Consider the following 13541-nt stretch of genomic DNA (forward strand, 5'->3'; position numbering starts at 1 on the left):
GCAGCCGTGACGCGCACTCCCGACGGGCCCGACGAGCAGGACGACAGCACCCGCGAGGTGCCGACGATCCGCCCCGAGGACCAGCCCGAGGACCAGGCCTTCGCCCCGGCGCCCGACGACACCGCGCCCCGTCCCGTCGTCGCCGCCGAGCCGGAGGCCGAGGAGCCGATCGACTACACGGAGATCGGGCCCAACGAGACCACCGGCGAGGTCCCGGCGGTCCCCGGCGACCGCGTGGGCCTCCACCTCGACTTCTCCGCGGTCTCCGACGTGGGGCGGGTCCGCAAGGACAACCAGGACTCCGGGTACGCCGGCCCCCACCTCCTCGCCGTCTGCGACGGTGTCGGCGGCGCGGCCCGCGGCGACGTCGCCTCCAGCACGGCCATCGGCCAGCTGCGCAAGCTGGACGACGGCCCGGCCGACGACCTGCTCGGCCAGGTCGCGGGCGGCCTGCTGCGGGCCCACAACCGCATCGGCGAGCTCGTCGACGACGACCCGAGCCTCAACGGCACCAGCACGACGGCGACGGTCGCGGTCTTCGACGGCGCGCGGCTCGGGATCGCGCACGTGGGCGACAGCCGCGCCTACCTGGTGCGGTCCGGCGAGATCACGCAGCTGACGAAGGACCACACCTTCGTGCAGAGCCTCATCGACGAGGGGCGGATCACGGAGGCGGAGGCGCGCACGCACCCGCACCGCAACCTGATCCTCAAGGCCCTCGACGGCGTGCACGAGACCGACCCCGACCTGTTCGTGGTCGACCTCGCCGAGGGCGACCGGCTGCTGCTGTGCAGCGACGGCGCGTGCGGGGTGCTCGACGACGACCGCCTGCTCGACATCCTCGGCTCCGGCACCCCCGACTTCGCGGCGATCGAGCTCGTGCGGGCCAGCCTCGAGGCGGGCAGCACCGACAACGTGACCTGCGTCGTCGCCGACGTCACCCGTCAGCCGGTCGAGACCGAGCCCCTCCTCGTCGGCGCGGCGGCCGACCTGCCGCGACGCGCCACCGGGCTCACCGGCCTGTTCCGGGGCCACCGCTCCGGCGACACCGGCGAGATGGAGCCCGTGCAGGCGACGATCCCGCCGGACGTCGGCTGGGCCATACCGAGCGACCCCATCGACCCCGAGGCCGCGCGCTACGCACCGCTGCCGCCGCGCCGCTTCGTGTGGGTCAAGCGCTTCTTCTGGCTGGTCGTCGTCGCCGGGCTCCTGGCCGCGGCGGTCGGGGCGGGCTACGGCTTCCTCCAGGGCCGCTACTACGTCGGCGTGCAGGACGGCGAGGTCGTCGTCTACCGCGGCTTCGACTACAGCCTGGCCGGGTTCTCGCTGCAGGACGCCGTCGAGGGCACCGACATCTCGATCGAGGACGTGGAGGCCGTCAACCCGCGCCTCGCCGACGCCATCCAGGAGGGCCTGCCCGTCCACGACGACGTCGACAGCGCCAAGGAGGAGTTCGAGCGCCGCTGGACGACGGCGCTGGAGGACGCCGAGGCCGCGGGCACGAGCGGCAACGGCTCCGGCGAGGAGAGCCCGGGGCAGACGCCCGACGAGACCGAGGACATGCCGTCCTCCCCCACCTCCGGGCCCACGTCCGCGCCGACCGCCGAGCTGCAGTCCACCCGCGGCGGGTCGGGCGAGGTCGACTGATGTCCCAGGTCACCTCCGCCTCCCCCGACCAGTTCGTGCACCGGTCCCGCCGGGGCGCCGAGCTCTTCCTCCTGATCCTGGCGCTGGGCGTCGGGGCCGGGGCCTACGCGGCCGTCGGTCTCGGCATCCAGGGCGAGGTCCCGCCCGACATGATCGGCTACACGGGCTGGCTGGCCGTGCTGATGATTGCCGCGCACGTGGCGATCCGCATGACGGCGCAGTACGCCGACCCGATCCTGCTCCCCGTCGTCGCCGCCCTCAACGGGCTCGGCCTCGCGGTGATCCACCGTCTCGACCTGGCCAACAACAGCAACTTCGCCCGCCAGCAGCTGATCTGGATGACCCTCGGGGTCGTCCTCTTCATCGTGACGATCACCCTGCTGCGCGACCACCGCGTGCTGCAGCGCTACACCTACACGTCGGGGCTGCTGGCGATCGGCCTGCTGCTGCTCCCGATGATGCCGATCATCGGCAACGAGGTGCGCGGCGCCCGCATCTGGATCAACGTCGCCGGCTTCTCCTTCCAGCCGGGCGAGATCGCCAAGCTGCTGCTCGTCATCACGTTCGCGGGCTACCTGGTGCTGCACCGCGACGCGCTCGCGCTCGCGGGCCGTCGGCTGCTGTTCGTGGACCTGCCGCGCGGCCGCGACCTCGGCCCGATCCTCGGCATGTGGCTCGTCAGCCTCGGGATCCTCGTCTTCCAGCGCGACCTCGGCTCGTCGCTGATGTTCTTCGGCATGTTCCTGGTGCTGCTGTACGTCGCGACCGAGCGCCCCGGCTGGCTCGTCGTGGGCGGCGCGCTCTTCGTCGCCGGTGCCTTCCTCGGCTACCAGGCCTTCAGCCACGTGCGGAACCGCTTCGACATCTGGCTCTCCCCCTTCGACTACGTCGACCGCACGCCCGGCAGCGGGCAGCTCGTCGAGTCGATGTTCGGCATGGCCTGGGGCGGCCTGATCGGGCGCGGATTCGGCGAGGGGCAGCCCTGGCGCATCCCGTTCGCCGAGTCCGACTTCATCATGGGCGCCATCGGCGAGGAGCTCGGGCTGACGGGCGTCATGGCCGTCATCCTGCTGTTCGCCATCATCGTGGAGCGCGGCCTCCGGACCGCCCTGGTCTGCCGCGACGGCTTCGGCAAGCTGGTCGCGACCGGTCTCGCCACGATCGTCGCGCTGCAGGTCTTCGTCGTCGTCGGCGGTGTCACCACGCTCATCCCGCTGACCGGTCTGACCACCCCGTTCCTCTCCTACGGCGGCTCCTCCCTGGTCGCCAACTGGGTGCTCGTCGGGCTGCTGCTGCGCATCTCCGACCAGGCCCGTCGTCCGCTGCCGGGCGTCGAGGAGCCCTACGGCACCTACGACTCCGGCGCCGACGAGGCCACCCAGGTGGTCAAGGTGGTGAAGCCGTGAACAAGCCGATCCGCACCGTGGGCGTGTTCTGCATGCTCCTCTTCATCGCGCTGCTCGCGCAGTCGACGAACCTGCAGTTCTTCCGCTCCGGCGAGCTCAACGACCGGCCCGAGAACCGTCGTGTGCAGGAGGCCCGCTTCTCGGCCGAGCGCGGCTCGATCCTCGCGGGCGACACGGAGATCGCGCTCAGCGTCCCCGTGGACGACCGCTACCTCTACCAGCGGCAGTACCCGGTGGCGGCCCCGTACGCGCACATGACCGGATGGTTCTACTTCGGTGGCGCCTCGGGCCTCGAGCGCTCGCAGAACCGTGTGCTCTCCGGCGACGACCCGAGCCTCTTCGTCAACCAGCTCTCCGACCTGCTCGCCAACCGCAACCCGGCCGGCAGCAACGTCGGCCTCACCATCGACCCCGACGTGCAGCAGGTCGCCTACGACCAGCTGGCGGCGCAGGGCGACGACGTGCAGGGCGCCGTCGTGGCCCTCGAGCCGAGCACGGGGCGGATCCTGGCCTCGGTCTCGCTGCCGACGTTCGACCCCAACCAGCTGGCGCTGCGCGACGTCAACCAGGTCCAGGAGAACTACCAGGCGCTCTACGACGACGAGGCGAACCCGCTGACCAACCGGGCCGTGGCGACCACCCTGCCGCCAGGCTCCACGTTCAAGCTGGTCACCGCCGCGGCGTACCTGGAGGACCACCCCGACGTCGACGCGAACACGCAGGTGCCGGGCGGCAGCAGCTACCAGCTGCCGGGCACCCGCACGTCGATCGCGAACGGCGGGCGCTCCTGCGGCGAGACCACGGTCTCCCTCACCCAGGCGATGGAGCAGTCGTGCAACACGACGTTCCTGCAGCTGGCGGTCGAGGAGGGCCAGGAGGGCATGACCGAGGTGGCCGACGCCTTCGGGTTCAACGCGGACCCGGCCGAGGACTACCCGGGCACCGCCGCGTCGGCGTACCCGGACAACGCCTCCGACGACCTCCTCGCGAAGTCGGGCATCGGTCAGCAGGACGTGCGCGCCACGCCGCTGCAGATGGCGATGGTCGCGGCCACGATCGCCAACGACGGCGTGCTGATGGAGCCGTACCTCATCGACCGCGTCACCTCGCCCGACGGCGAGACCATCACGCGCCACGAGCCGGAGGAGCGGGCCGAGGTCGTCTCCTCGCGCACCGCCGGGATCCTGCAGGAGCTGATGGTCAACACCGTCGAGCAGGGCACCGCCCGCCAGGCCCGCATCGACGGGGTCGAGGTGGGCGGCAAGACCGGTACGGCGGAGAACTGCGACGGCTGCCGGCCGTACGCCTGGTTCGTGTCGTACGGCGAGCGCGACGGCCAACAGGTCGCCGTCGCCGTGATGCTGCAGAACGTCTCGCCGAACGTGTCGATCTCCGGTGGCGGCCTCGGCGGCCCCATCGCGAAGGCCGTCATGGAGCAGGCACTGGGAGTGGGAGAGTGACGATGGACCCGAACAACCCCGAGCGCTTCGCCGACGACGCGCGCCGCTACCGCCTCGACGCGCGCGTCGCGACCGGCGGCATGGGGGAGGTGTGGCGCGCGACCGACACCGTGCTCGGCCGTGTCGTCGCGGTCAAGATCCTCAAGGCCGAGTACGCCGACGACCCCACCTTCCGCGGACGCTTCGAGACCGAGGCACGCAACGCCGCGGCGCTGTTCCACCCCAACGTCGCGGGCATCTTCGACTTCGGCCAGTCGGCGACGTCCGACGGGTCGGGCTCGACGCGGCCGTACCTCGTCATGGAGCTCGTCGACGGCCAGCCGCTCTCGGCGCTGCTGCGTCCCGACCAGCCGATGGACCCGGCGATCGTCGTCGACATCATGGCCCAGGCCGCCGACGGCATCGGCGCCGCGCACCGCGCCGGCATCGTGCACCGCGACGTGAAGCCCGCGAACCTGCTGGTCACGCCGGACCGCACGGTCAAGATCACCGACTTCGGCATCGCGCGCGCCGCCGACGGGCTCGCGCTCACCCAGACCGGCATGGTCATGGGCACGCCGCAGTACATCTCGCCCGAGCAGGCGCAGGGCATGACGGCCGGACCGGCCGCCGACGTCTACTCGCTCGGCGTCGTCGCCTTCGAGTGCCTCGCCGGCCGCCGTCCCTTCGTCGCGGAGACGGCCGTGGCCACCGCGCTGGCCCACCTCCGCGACCCCGTGCCCGACCTGCCGGGGAACGTGCCGCCGGGGCTCGCGAGCGTCGTACGGCGCGCGATGGCCAAGAAGCCGGAGGAGCGGTTCGCCGACGGGGCGGAGCTCGCGCGCGCCCTGCGCGACCCCTCGTCAGTTGCCGCGCCCGCCGCAGCGGCGGAGCCCGCCCCCACCCAGGCCACGCAGGTGCTCGGGGGTGCAGCGGTCCCGGCCGCCGCGGCCGCCGCCACCGCGTTCCCGCCCACCGGGGCCGCGGCCGTCGTCACCGAGGAGACGACCGAGCCCGCCGGTGCCGACGAGCCCCGCAAGACGCCGGTGCTGCCGTGGGTGGCGGGCATCCTCGCGCTGCTGCTCGTCGCCGCGCTCGTCTGGATCTTCGTCGCGACGAGCGGCGGGGACGACGACGACCCGGCTGCGCCGCCCAGCGAGACCTCGTCCGCCCCGCCGACCAGCTCGGCGACCACGGAGACGACCACCTCGGAGCCCACGAGCGAGACCACCTCGGCGGAGCCGGAGACGTTCGACCTCGACGTGGACTCCTACCGGGGTCGCAACATCAACGAGGTGCGCGACGAGCTGCGCGACCAGTTCGGCCTCGAGGTCACGCGGGACGAGGTCGAGAACGACGGCTCGCAGGTGCCCAACACGGTCAGCGAGATCAGCCCGTCGACGGGCCTGACCGCGGGCGACTCGGTGACCGTCCAGTTCTGGGGCCCCGAGCCGTCCCCGGAGCCCACGGAGACCCAGCCCACGGAGACCCAGCCGACCGAGACCGAGCCGACCCTGCCCGTCCCGACCGACACCGCCACGACCGAAGCACCGTGAGGAAGCCGGACCGTGTCTGACCCGAGGTACTCGCCCCCGCGCCCCGCGGCGGGCCCGGAGGGAGAGCGATGACGGACGCCGACAGCCCGACCCTGGTGGGCGGGCGCTACGAGCTCGGTGGGCTGCTGGGCCGTGGCGGCATGGCCGAGGTGCGCAAGGGCACCGACACGCGGCTCGGCCGCGTCGTGGCCGTGAAGCGCCTGCGCACCGACCTGGCGAGCGACGCGACCTTCCAGGCGCGCTTCCGCCGCGAGGCACAGTCGTCGGCCTCGCTCAACCACCCCTCGATCGTGTCGACCTACGACACGGGCGAGGAGATCTCCGACGACGGCGTCGCGCAGCCGTACATCGTCATGGAGTTCGTGGCGGGCCGCACGCTGCGCGACGTGCTCCACGAGGGGCGCAAGATCCTCCCGGAGCGCGCGCTGGAGATCACGAGCGGCGTGCTGTCGGCGCTCGACTACAGCCACCGCGCCGGCATCATCCACCGCGACATCAAGCCCGGGAACGTCATGCTCACCCCGAGCGGCGACGTGAAGGTGATGGACTTCGGCATCGCCCGCGCCATCTCCGAGGCCTCGTCGACGATGACGCAGACGGCCGCGGTCGTCGGCACGGCCCAGTACCTCTCGCCCGAGCAGGCCCGCGGCGAGGTCGTGGACTCCCGCTCCGACGTCTACTCGGCCGGCTGCCTGCTCTACGAGCTGCTCACGGGTCGGCCGCCGTTCGTGGGCGACTCCCCCGTCGCGGTGGCCTACCAGCACGTGCGGGAGCAGGCGCAGCGTCCCTCCGAGCTCGACCCGACGCTGGCGCCCGAGATCGACCAGATCGTCATGAAGTCGCTCGCCAAGCGCGTCGAGGACCGCTACCAGAGCGCCGCGCAGATGCGCAGCGACATCGAGCGCTACCTCGCGGGCCGGCCCGTGCAGGCCCCGGTCATCCCCGACGAGGCCGAGCAGCCGACCGCGGGCGCGACCCCCGCCGTACCCCCGCCGACGCGGCGCGTGCCCGAGACGGCCGCCCCGGAGCGCGGGCCACGACGCGGGCCGTGGATCGCGGCCATCGTCGCGCTCCTCGTGGCGCTGCTCCTCGTGGCGGTGTGGTTCGTCAACCGGGTCGACCTCTTCGAGGACCCGCCCACCGACAAGGCCATCCCGAACGTGGCGGGCGAGACCCAGGACGTCGCCCGCACGGAGCTGGCGGACGCCGGCTTCCGCGTCGCCGGCCAGGTGGAGTCGCAGACCAGCGACACCGTCGAGGAGGGGCTCGTGATCGGCACGGACCCGTCGGGCGACACCTTCGCGGACCCCGGCACGACGATCACCCTCATCGTCTCCACGGGCCCGGAGACGGTGATGCTGCCCGACGTCACGGGCGACACGTGCGACGAGGCGCTGGCGCAGCTCGCCGAGTTCGACGCACGGTGCGAGGACGTCCCCTCCGACGAGGAGAAGGGCACCGTCGTCGCGATGGACCCCGAGGGCGGCAACGGCGGCGAGTTCGCCCCCGGCACCGTCGTCACGCTGCAGGTCTCGCTGGGCCCGAAGCAGGTGCCGAACGTCGTGGGGTCCACCCGCACCGAGGCCGAGGCCGCCATCCGCGCCCAGGGCTTCGAGCCCGACGCCATCCCCACGGAGGACCGGACGAAGGCGTTCGGCGAGGTCGTGCGCCAGTCCCCGGCCGAGGGCCGCACCCTCCGCCAGGGCGACACGGTGACGATCGTCTACAACACCTACCGGGCACCCGAGCCGCCCCCGGAGACGACCGAGCCGCCGGCGACCGATCCCCCGACCACCGAGGAGCCCGATCCCGGCGGCGGACTGATCCCGTAGCGCACGCGAGCCCCCCGCCCGATCCGGGCGGGGGGCTCGTGCGTGGGCGGCCCAGCGGCGTACCGGGGTGGGAGGTCAGTCGAGCGGCTCGGCGAGCTGGACGTCGAGGAGGCCGCGGTACTCGCTCGCGACGAGGTCGTCGTCCTCCTCCATCTCCCAACCGACGGCGATGCGCGGGTCGGCGGCCTGCTCGCGGTAGGTGTCGATGGTGGGGTCGCCGTCGATCGCGGTCTCGAGGGTGCTCGGGTCGCCGATCGCGGAGATGACGTACGGCTGCGGGTAGGCGATGCCCTGGAGCAGGATCGCGTTGCCCTGGCACTTGATGCCCGTCGTGGTGACGATGCGCTGGCCCTGGATGGTGATGGCCTCCGCACCGCCCGCCCAGAGGGCGTTGACGACCGTCTGGATGTCCTGCTGGTGCACGACGTGGAGGTTCTGGTTGAGGTCGGAGGACTCCCGCACCGACAGGGGCGCGTCGCTCAGGGTGATCGTGACGCCCGCGCCGGCCACCTCGGTGAGACCCGCCGGGGCCCGCAGGGAGTCCACCTGGCTCTGCAGGTCGTCGACCTGGGCGTCGCCGAGCCCCTCGGAGAGCTCCTGGACCTCCTGGTCGAGGTCGTTGACCCGCTCCGTCAGCGCCTCCGCCTGCGCGGCCTCGTTGCTGACGAGGCCGGCCAGGTCCTGGTAGCGCCCCGGACGGAGGTCCGTGCCGTCGCTGCTGAGGGCGCTCGTGACGAACAGTCCGCCCGAGAGCAGCAGCACCACCGGCGTGCCCCAGCGCCACGACCGGGACCGCGCGCGCGGAGGGCGCGGCGCGTCGCTCGGCGGGCTCGGGTGAGGACCGGGGGGCACGGCGACTACGCTAGCCCGCGGCGTGCGAACCTGCACGACCGCGTCGTTCGGCGAGGAGATGTCGTGAGCAAGTCCCAGTCCGATCCCGAGAGCACCTCGGAGACGTCGAAGACCACGGGCACGTCGAAGGCGTCCGCCCAGGAGTCGAAGGCGTCCGCCAAGGAGTCGAAGGCGTCCGCCAAGGACGGGACGCCCGCGAAGGCGACGGCTGCCGGTGGGCTGCGCGGTCGCCTGCAGAGCCGCCGCGACCCGCTCGCCGGGGAACGTCCGCCGCTGCTCAGCGTGCGCTTCGTGCTCATGGTGCTGCTCGTCGTCGCCGGCATCGCGTGGATCGCGCTCACCTGGCGGTCCCTCGGCCTCGACACGTTCGACGAGTGGAGCCTGATCCCCGACGGCGAGCAGCCGCGGCGCTGGGTCTGGGAGCTCGGGCTGTGGAACTACGCGATCGGCTTCGGCGCGATCCTGCTCGGCCTCATCGTCGGCGCGCACCCCTCCACCCCGCTCGGCCGCGGCAACGGCGTCGTCGTCGGCATGCTCGCCTGCTTCGGCATCGGCCTGCTGTGGATCTGCACCTTCTACCTGTTCGCCGACGACATCTCGTCGATCTGGGTCTTCGGCGCCCTCGGCCAGTGGAACCTCGTCGTCGGCATCGCGTTCATGGCGGTGGGGTTCTCCTACGCCACCAAGTGGGAGTAGCCCACCCCGCTCACGCCACGACGCCGGCCCGCACCGCGGGCCGGCGTCGTTCGTATTTCCGCCCCTTGTGGAGGGTGGGCGGGCCGACACTTTCCCCGGTCGACCGGGGAAGGTGTCGCTTCGACCATCAATGTTGATGCGCGAAGCGGCGTGTTCCCCGGTCGACCGGGGAACATGCCGCCCGGTTATCCACAGGAGTTATCCACAGTGTGGAGAACTTACACGCGTGTCATTCGCCCTCAGACGAGCTCGGCGACGCGCAGCGCGACCAGTCCGATCACGACCGCGGCGACGGCCAGCAGCCCGCTGGCCTGCCACAACAGCCGGTTGCGGCGGGGAGCCAGCACGATCACGCTCGCTGCCGCGATGCCGCCCAGGAGGCCGCCGAGGTGGCCCTGCCAGGAGATGCCGCTGCCGCCGGCCACGGTGATGACCACGTTGAGGCCGAGCCAGAGCGCGAGCTGGCGGGGATCGCCGCCGACGCGCAGCACGACGACGAGCGCGGCGCCGATGAGCCCGAAGATCGCGCCGGAGGCACCGAGCGTCGAGGAGTAGGGCTCGGAGAGCCACATGACGGCCGCCGACCCGGCGAGCAGCGACACGGCGTAGATCGCCAGGAACCGCCACCGACCCGTCACCCGCTCGACGAACGGACCGAGGAAGTAGAGCGCGAGCATGTTGCCCGCGATGTGCCAGATCGCGACGTGCGAGAACCCGCTCGTCACGAGCTGCCAGAAGGCGCCGGTCGTGACGCCCTCGGTCCACGAGCCACCGGGCGCGAAGCCGCAGGTGGTGGCGTTGGAGATGTCGACGTACACCTGCCCACCGCCCGCCTCGCACGCCCCGCGGGGCGTCAGGAGGAGCAGGCGGCCGAGGGCGCTGTTCGCGCCGCCCACCGCGAGGAGGGCGACGAAGACGGCCGCGTTGAGCGCGATCAGCACGTACGACGTGAGCTCGGGCCGCGCCGTACGTTCGCCCCCGAAGGGGGCCGTCGGTCGGCGGATGCTCCGCTGACCGGCGGCGACGCAGTCGGGGCACTGGAAGCCGACGGAGGCCTCCCGCATGCAGTCGGGGCAGATGTGCCGCCCGCAGCGCTGGCACGCGATGTGCGACTCCCGGCCGGGGTGGCGGTAGCAGACCGGCACCCCGGCCGGGACGTCGTTCACGAGCGGGTGATCTCCACCGACTCGATGACGACCGGCTCGACCGGGCGGTCGCCGGCGGCGGTCTTGGTGGTGCCGATGGCGTCGACGACCTTCTTCGACTCCTCGTCGACGACCTCGCCGAAGATCGTGTGCTTGCGGTTCAGCCACGCGGTCGGCGTCGTGGTGATGAAGAACTGCGAGCCGTTGGTGCCCTTGCCCATGCGGGTGCCGGCGTTGGCCATCGCGAGGAGGTAGGGCTTGTCGAAGACGAGCTCGGGGTGGATCTCGTCGTCGAACGTGTAGCCCGGGCCGCCGGTGCCCGTGCCCAGGGGGCAGCCGCCCTGGATCATGAAGCCGTCGATGACGCGGTGGAAGCCGAGGCCGTCGTAGTACGGCACGCCGCTGCGACCGGCGTCGTCCTTGTAGTCCTTCGTGCCCTCGGCGAGCCCGACGAAGTTGTCGACCGTCTTCGGCGCGTGGTTGGGGAAGAGGGTCACCACGATGTCGCCGCGGTTCGTCTTCAGGGTGGCCTTGAGGTCAGCCATGTCAGCCTTTCCGTTCGTCTGCTCGGACGGCCGTTCCGCCGCCCACGCCATGCTCCCACGGAGACGCAACGGCCCCCACGCGGGACGCAGGTGTACGACCCCGCTTGGCACGGCATGATCGAATGAGTTGAACGCGACGAGAGAGGACTGTGATGGGCTTCCGGAAGAAGAAGACGATCCTCGAGCAGGCACAGGAGAAGGCGAGCGACCTCGCTGACTCCGTGCGGCCCCAGATCGAGGCTGCGGTCGAGGCCGCGAAGGAGAAGTCGGCTCCGGTGATCGCCGAGGCGCGCGACAAGGCGGCCCCGCACATCGCCGACGGCAAGGCGAAGGCCGCGGCCACCGCCGGTGCCGCCGCGGCTGCGGCTGCGCCGTACGTCGCGCAGGGCCGCGCCAAGGTCATCGACAGCAAGGACCTGGCCGCGGCCAAGGCCCTCGCCGGTCTGCAGAAGGCGGAGGCGAAGGTCGCCGACCTGCAGAGCGACCCGCCGAAGAAGAAGGGACGCCTGCGCAAGCTGGTGCTCTTCACGCTCCTCGCGGGCGGTGCCGCGTTCGCGGTCAAGAAGCTGACGAGCAGCGGTGGCGACAACTGGCAGTCGACCTACACCCCGCCCCCACCGCCGGCTCCGGCCAGCAACCCGGCGACGAAGCCGGCCGCTGCGGCCGACCCCGACGCCCCGCAGGCCGACGAGAGCGGCGGCGCGGGCCCGGGCGAGGCGCTGGCCGACTCGGCCGAGCAGCCGCACCCCGTGACCACGCCGGACGAGCCGGCCGAGGTCGTCGAGATCAACGACGACAAGGCCTGAGCCCGACCCGCACCGCACGAACGGCCGCCCCGATCCGATCGGGGCGGCCGTTCAGCGTCCCGGGGGAGGAAAGTGCGCGGGCGGCGGTCGTGGGGGGAAGAAAAAGCGGGCCCCGGGGCGCGACACGCCGCGGCGCGGGGGGGGGCGGGCCGCGGTCGTTCGGTAAACAAAACGCGGACCCGGGGACGCGACACGCCGAGGCGCGGGATCGTCCGGTCCGCGTTTTCTTTCCCGGCCGCGCGGCCCCGTCCGCGTTTTCCTTCCCGACCGACCGCGTACGCCGCGGCGCGCGTCAGGCCGTCGGGCCTGCGGTGGCGCGGGGGGCGAGCTCGTCGGCGTACTCCCGGCGCACCCGCTTCGTCGCCCGGTGCTCGGCCCAGAAGGACAGCAGGGGGATGGTGCCGCAGAGCAGCGTGACGACGGTGAACCCCGGCTCCCACAGCGCCTTGCGCGCCAGGAGGAACGCGGTGACGAGGAAGATCATGTAGAGCCACCCGTGCGCCACGCCGAGGTAGTGCGTGATGTCCTCGCCGAGCTGCTGGGGCCCGGAGCCGGGGGTGACCCACGCCGGGGTGCTGGGGATGAAGCCCCACATCGACGAGCCGTCGAAGTTCGCCAGCGGGACGCCGACGAGGATCAGCACGACCAGCAGGACGCCGACGATCGTGGCCATGACGCGGTAACGGAGCAGGGTTCCTCTCACGGGGAGGACGCTACTGCCGCTTCCTGAGCGTCCCCCGCCGGGTCGGCGTGGCCCTCCTCGCCCCCGGGGCCGTCGTCCGGCCCCTCCTCGAGCGCACGTGCCTTCTCGACCTCGTCGCGGGCGAAGCGCCACCACACGAAGGCGGCGAAGGCGGCGAAGACCCACCACTCGATGGCGTAGAGCAGGTTGCGCAGGCTCGTGTTGGGCGCGACCTCGGGGACCTGGTCGGGCGTCACGGCGCGCAGTCCCTCGGCGGCCGCGTTGTCCGCGGCGACGCCGGTCTCGCCGTCGATGTCGAGCACCAGGTAGCCCGGGTAGATGTCCGCGTCGACGAGCCGCACGACATCTGCGAGCCGCAGCTGGGGCAGCACCCGGTCGGTCGGGTCGTCGTCCACCGCGCCCGTGCCCTCACCGGGCTGCAGCCAGCCCACGCCGGTGACGGTGCCCTCCGCCGCCGGGGCGGCGGCGGGGTCGGTGGTCCACCCGCGCACGACGGGCAGCAGGGCCCCGGCACCGTCCGTCGTCTCCACGGGCGTCACCACCCAGCTGCCCGCAACACCGTCGACACGCCGGTCGTCGACGAGGAAGGTGAGGTCGTCGCGCCACGTGCCCTCGACCTCGGCGGGAGCGCCGACGTCGGTTCCCGGGAACCCCTCGCCGGGCACCAGGAGGTCGGCCAGCGGCGCGGGGTCCTGCGTGCTCACCTCGGCGGCCGCACGCTCGCGGTGGGCCTGCCACGCGCCGTACTGCCACAGTCCCAGCGACAGCGCCACCACCACGGCGGCGACGCCGATCAGGTGGAGCGGCCAGACCCGTGGCCGCAGCACCGGGTGGAGGCGGGACGGGGGCACGGGTCAAGAGTACGGACCTGCTCGGCCGGGCCTGCGACGCGGACGCCGACCCATCTGACAGAA

General features: G+C 72.5%; 12 protein-coding genes. 7 read left to right on the forward strand and 5 right to left on the reverse strand.

What is annotated here, in order from left to right:
* Positions 1-6: 6 nt before the first annotated feature.
* From G3T38_RS06940 to pknB, 5 genes are all read left to right on the forward strand, one after another.
* Positions 7-1647, forward strand: coding sequence for a PP2C family protein-serine/threonine phosphatase (locus G3T38_RS06940; RefSeq protein ID WP_338037505.1), 1641 nt, complete (start codon positions 7-9; stop codon positions 1645-1647).
* Positions 1647-3053: an FtsW/RodA/SpoVE family cell cycle protein gene (locus tag G3T38_RS06945; RefSeq protein ID WP_163771387.1), complete on the forward strand. Its 1407-nt coding sequence runs from the start codon at positions 1647-1649 to the stop codon at positions 3051-3053. Before G3T38_RS06940 ends, G3T38_RS06945 begins: the two co-directional genes overlap by 1 nt.
* The gene (locus G3T38_RS06950; RefSeq protein ID WP_163771388.1) at positions 3050-4513 is read left to right on the forward strand and encodes a penicillin-binding transpeptidase domain-containing protein; all 1464 of its coding nucleotides are present in this window, start codon (positions 3050-3052) and stop codon (positions 4511-4513) included. Before G3T38_RS06945 ends, G3T38_RS06950 begins: the two co-directional genes overlap by 4 nt.
* Before the next feature lie 2 nt (positions 4514-4515).
* Positions 4516-6048, forward strand: a complete 1533-nt coding sequence (locus G3T38_RS06955; RefSeq protein ID WP_163771389.1) for a serine/threonine-protein kinase — start codon at positions 4516-4518, stop codon at positions 6046-6048.
* A 68-nt stretch (positions 6049-6116) separates the two neighbouring features.
* Entirely contained in the window at positions 6117-7880 is a 1764-nt protein-coding gene (gene pknB / locus G3T38_RS06960; RefSeq protein WP_163771390.1) for a Stk1 family PASTA domain-containing Ser/Thr kinase, read from the forward strand.
* Positions 7881-7955: 75 nt separating this feature from the next.
* Here pknB and G3T38_RS06965 read toward each other — a convergent pair whose 3' ends face one another.
* Positions 7956-8732, reverse strand: coding sequence for a DUF881 domain-containing protein (locus G3T38_RS06965; RefSeq protein WP_338037506.1), 777 nt, complete (start codon positions 8730-8732; stop codon positions 7956-7958).
* A gap of 63 nt (positions 8733-8795) precedes the next feature.
* On the opposite strand from G3T38_RS06965, the gene G3T38_RS22535 reads away from it, so the two are divergent.
* On the forward strand, positions 8796-9428 hold the full coding sequence (locus tag G3T38_RS22535) for a cell division protein CrgA (protein ID WP_338037507.1): 633 nt from the start codon (positions 8796-8798) through the stop codon (positions 9426-9428).
* Positions 9429-9667: 239 nt separating this feature from the next.
* Here G3T38_RS22535 and G3T38_RS06975 read toward each other — a convergent pair whose 3' ends face one another.
* Entirely contained in the window at positions 9668-10594 is a 927-nt protein-coding gene (locus tag G3T38_RS06975; RefSeq protein WP_338037508.1) for a rhomboid family intramembrane serine protease, read from the reverse strand.
* Complete coding sequence (locus G3T38_RS06980) at positions 10591-11118, reverse strand: peptidylprolyl isomerase (protein WP_163771391.1); 528 nt, start codon at positions 11116-11118, stop codon at positions 10591-10593. Before G3T38_RS06980 ends, G3T38_RS06975 begins: the two co-directional genes overlap by 4 nt.
* Positions 11119-11270: 152 nt before the next feature.
* Here G3T38_RS06980 and G3T38_RS06985 point away from each other — a divergent pair, with 152 nt between their 5' ends.
* Positions 11271-11924, forward strand: a complete 654-nt coding sequence (locus G3T38_RS06985) for a hypothetical protein (RefSeq protein ID WP_163771392.1) — start codon at positions 11271-11273, stop codon at positions 11922-11924.
* A 292-nt stretch (positions 11925-12216) separates the two neighbouring features.
* On the opposite strand, the gene G3T38_RS06990 is transcribed toward G3T38_RS06985, so the two are convergent.
* Positions 12217-12627: a DUF3817 domain-containing protein gene (locus tag G3T38_RS06990; RefSeq protein WP_206675812.1), complete on the reverse strand. Its 411-nt coding sequence runs from the start codon at positions 12625-12627 to the stop codon at positions 12217-12219.
* Positions 12624-13478 (reverse strand): SURF1 family cytochrome oxidase biogenesis protein, encoded by an 855-nt coding sequence (locus tag G3T38_RS06995; RefSeq protein ID WP_163771393.1) that lies wholly within the window; start codon positions 13476-13478, stop codon positions 12624-12626. Before G3T38_RS06995 ends, G3T38_RS06990 begins: the two co-directional genes overlap by 4 nt.
* Positions 13479-13541: the final 63 nt, after the last annotated feature.

Source organism: Nocardioides zeae (genome assembly GCF_010686755.1).
Taxonomy (GTDB): Bacteria; Actinomycetota; Actinomycetes; order Propionibacteriales; family Nocardioidaceae; genus Nocardioides; species Nocardioides zeae.

Bases quoted from the DNA above. Each gene is read 5' to 3' on its own strand.
- G3T38_RS06985 (WP_163771392.1), top strand. From the start codon at position 11,271: ATGGGCTTCCGGAAGAAGAAGACGATCCTCGAGCAGGCACAGGAGAAG.
- G3T38_RS06980 (WP_163771391.1), bottom strand. From the start codon at position 11,118: ATGGCTGACCTCAAGGCCACCCTGAAGACGAACCGCGGCGACATCGTG.
- G3T38_RS06945 (WP_163771387.1), top strand. From the start codon at position 1,647: ATGTCCCAGGTCACCTCCGCCTCCCCCGACCAGTTCGTGCACCGGTCC.
- G3T38_RS06955 (WP_163771389.1), top strand. From the start codon at position 4,516: ATGGACCCGAACAACCCCGAGCGCTTCGCCGACGACGCGCGCCGCTAC.
- pknB (WP_163771390.1), top strand. From the start codon at position 6,117: ATGACGGACGCCGACAGCCCGACCCTGGTGGGCGGGCGCTACGAGCTC.